The sequence below is a fragment of the Microbacterium testaceum genome (genome assembly GCF_020781835.1).
Classification (GTDB): Bacteria; Actinomycetota; Actinomycetes; order Actinomycetales; family Microbacteriaceae; genus Microbacterium; species Microbacterium testaceum_H.
The window spans coordinates 1-2,994 of the sequence record NZ_JAJGNJ010000028.1; the positions used below are offsets into that span (position 1 = coordinate 1).

Genomic DNA, 2,994 nt, shown 5'->3' on the forward strand with positions numbered 1-2,994 from the left:
TCGTGTGAAGAAGTCCGGCGGTGTCCTACTCTCCCACAGGGTCCCCCCTGCAGTACCATCGGCGCTGAGAGGCTTAGCTTCCGGGTTCGGAATGTAACCGGGCGTTTCCCTCTCGCTATGGCCGCCGAAACACTATTGATGTTTCAAAAACCAACAACGATTGTTGTCATTGTTGTGTTCCCGACCGTACATCGAGAACCACTCAGTGGACGCAAGCACCAAAAACGGTGTGTTATCAAGTCATCGGCTTATTAGTACCGGTCAGCTTCACGTATTACTACGCTTCCACATCCGGCCTATCAACCCAGTAGTCTGGCTGGGAGCCTCTCACCCACAAGGGGTATGGAAGTCTCATCTTGAGGCCGGCTTCCCGCTTAGATGCTTTCAGCGGTTATCCATCCCGAACGTAGCTAATCAGCGGTGCTCCTGGCGGAACAACTGACACACCAGAGGTTCGTCCAACCCGGTCCTCTCGTACTAGGGTCAGATCCTCTCAAACTTCCTACGCGCGCAGCGGATAGGGACCGAACTGTCTCACGACGTTCTAAACCCAGCTCGCGTACCGCTTTAATGGGCGAACAGCCCAACCCTTGGGACCTACTCCAGCCCCAGGATGCGACGAGCCGACATCGAGGTGCCAAACCATGCCGTCGATATGGACTCTTGGGCAAGATCAGCCTGTTATCCCCGAGGTACCTTTTATCCGTTGAGCGACAGCGCTTCCACAAGCCACTGCCGGATCACTAGTCCCGACTTTCGTCCCTGCTCGACCTGTCAGTCTCACAGTCAAGCTCCCTTGTGCACTTACACTCGCCACCTGATTGCCAACCAGGTTGAGGGAACCTTTGGGCGCCTCCGTTACATTTTGGGAGGCAACCGCCCCAGTTAAACTACCCACCAGGCACTGTCCCTGAACCGGATCACGGTCCTAAGTTAGATATCCAGAGTGACCAGAGTGGTATTTCAACAATGACTCCACGAACACTGGCGTGTCCGCTTCACAGTCTCCCACCTATCCTACACAAGCCACACCGAACACCAATACCAAGCTGTAGTAAAGGTCACGGGGTCTTTCCGTCCTGCTGCGCGTAACGAGCATCTTTACTCGTAATGCAATTTCGCCGAGTTCGCGGTTGAGACAGTTGGGAAGTCGTTACGCCATTCGTGCAGGTCGGAACTTACCCGACAAGGAATTTCGCTACCTTAGGATGGTTATAGTTACCACCGCCGTTTACTGGGGCTTAAATTCTCAGCTTCGCCTTGCGGCTAACCGGTCCTCTTAACCTTCCAGCACCGGGCAGGCGTCAGTCCGTATACATCGTCTTGCGACTTGGCACGGACCTGTGTTTTTAGTAAACAGTCGCTACCCACTAGTCTCTGCGGCCACCACACCCTTTCGGAGCAAGTCCTAATAAGTGGATGGCCCCCCTTCTCCCGAAGTTACGGGGGCATTTTGCCGAGTTCCTTAACCACGATTCTCTCGATCTCCTTGGTATTCTCTACCTGACCACCTGAGTCGGTTTGGGGTACGGGCAGCTAGAACCTCGCGTCGATGCTTTTCTCGGCAGCATAGGATCACCCACTTTTTATCCGCATCGTGTCTCAGCCTGTACGAGTGACGGATTTGCCTATCACTCGGCCTACGCACTTGCACCAGGACAACCATCGCCTGGCTTGGGCTACCTTCCTGCGTCACACCTGTTAATACGCTAGCCGCACCAGCATGGGGTCGAGCGTTCACACAGACAACCATCACCCCGAAGGGATCCGGAAAATTCTGAGCTAGGACTCTTAGCACCACTGGATTAGCTTGGGCGGTTCTTCGCCGGTACGGGAATATCAACCCGTTGTCCATCGACTACGCCTGTCGGCCTCGCCTTAGGTCCCGACTTACCCAGGGAAGATTAGCTTGACCCTGGAACCCTTGGTCTTTCGGAGGACGTGTTTCTCACACGTCTTTCGCTACTCATGCCTGCATTCTCACTCGTGTCGCGTCCACGGCTGGGTCACCCCGCCGCTTCACTCGCGACACGACGCTCTCCTACCCATCAACACGGCTGGACCACGAAGGCCTACCAAAAATGTCAATGCCACAACTTCGGTGGCGTGCTTGAGCCCCGTTACATTGTCGGCGCGGAATCACTTGACCAGTGAGCTATTACGCACTCTTTCAAGGGTGGCTGCTTCTAAGCCAACCTCCTGGTTGTCTAAGCAACTCCACATCCTTTCCCACTTAGCACGCGCTTAGGGACCTTAGATGGTGGTCTGGGTTGTTTCCCTCTCGACTATGAAGCTTATCCCCCACAGTCTCACTGCTGCGCTCTCACTTACCGGCATTCGGAGTTTGGCTGACGTCAGTAACCTTGTAGGGCCCATCGGCCATCCAGTAGCTCTACCTCCGGCAAGAAACACGCAACGCTGCACCTAAATGCATTTCGGAGAGAACCAGCTATCACGAAGTTTGATTGGCCTTTCACCCCTATCCACAGCTCATCCCCTCAGTTTTCAACCTAAGTGGGTTCGGTCCTCCACGACGTCTTACCGTCGCTTCAACCTGGCCATGGATAGATCACTTCGCTTCGGGTCTAGGACACGCGACTAAAATCGCCCTATTCAGACTCGCTTTCGCTACGGCTACCCCACACGGGTTAACCTCGCCACGTATCGCTAACTCGCAGGCTCATTCTTCAAAAGGCACGCTGTCACACCTACCAGGGGTGCTCCAACGGTTTGTAAGCAAACGGTTTCAGGTACTATTTCACTCCCCTCCCGGGGTACTTTTCACCTTTCCCTCACGGTACTTGTCCGCTATCGGTCATCTGGGAGTATTTAGGCTTATCAGGTGGTCCTGACAGATTCACACGGGATTTCTCGGGCCCCGTGCTACTTGGGATACTCTTCACGCCAAGAACAGGCATTTCGACTACGGGGTTCGCACCCTCTATGACCGGCCATTCAAAACCGTTCGTCTATACCCTCTTGTCACGTCGACTG

Annotated in this window: 2 rRNA genes; both read right to left on the bottom strand. The window is 54.5% G+C overall.

The features are described from left to right. Positions 1 to 12: 12 nt before the first annotated feature. Positions 13 to 129 (bottom strand): 5S ribosomal RNA (gene rrf, locus LL239_RS17390). 102 nt (positions 130 to 231) lie between these two features. Further along, positions 232 to 2,994 (bottom strand): 23S ribosomal RNA (locus tag LL239_RS17395); the annotation flags it as partial.